This is a genomic window from Paracholeplasma manati (assembly GCF_025742995.1).
Classification (GTDB): domain Bacteria; phylum Bacillota_I; class Bacilli_A; order Acholeplasmatales; family UBA5453; genus Paracholeplasma; species Paracholeplasma manati.
The window spans coordinates 1-564 of record NZ_JAOVQM010000021.1 but is presented as its reverse complement, the minus strand read 5'-3'; the positions used below and the strand labels follow the sequence as shown (position 1 = coordinate 564).

1 protein-coding gene is annotated in these 564 nt (G+C 29.6%); it reads left to right on the top strand.

Annotated elements, in window-relative coordinates:
* Positions 1–564, top strand: a 564-nt coding sequence (locus N7548_RS08810) for an RNA-guided endonuclease InsQ/TnpB family protein (protein ID WP_263609106.1), incomplete at both ends; no start/stop codon positions are given.

Genomic DNA, 564 nt, shown 5'->3' with positions numbered 1-564 from the left:
AATATAAAGATGCTTATCCATTTCTAAAAGACATAGACTCTTTATCTTTAGCCAATACACAACTCAATCAAGAAAAAGCTTTTAAACAATTCTTCAATCATAAACAAGACTTCCCTAAGTTTCATTCAAAGAAACAAGACTATGGTTATACGACCAATCTTGTTAACAATAATATCGCTCTATTAAAAGGTTTTATCAAACTACCTAAACTGGGTGAAGTAAAGATCAAACAACATAGAGCCATACCTAGTGATATGATTCTCAAAAATGTAACGGTATCTAAGAGTAGTACAGGTAATTATTATGTTTCTATTCTATATGAATACCAAAAAGAGATTAAGAAAAAAGATGTAAAAGAATCGATTGGATTAGATTTCTCCATGACTCATTTCTATATTGATCATGAAGGATTTAAATTGGATTATCCTAAAGACATTCAAACAGACTTCAATAAACTCAGAGTCCTTCAAAGAAGTTTATCTAGAAGAATCAAGGGTTCTAGTAACTATCATCAGAAAGTATTAGAAATCGCCTTATTACATGAAAGAATCAGACATAAAAGAG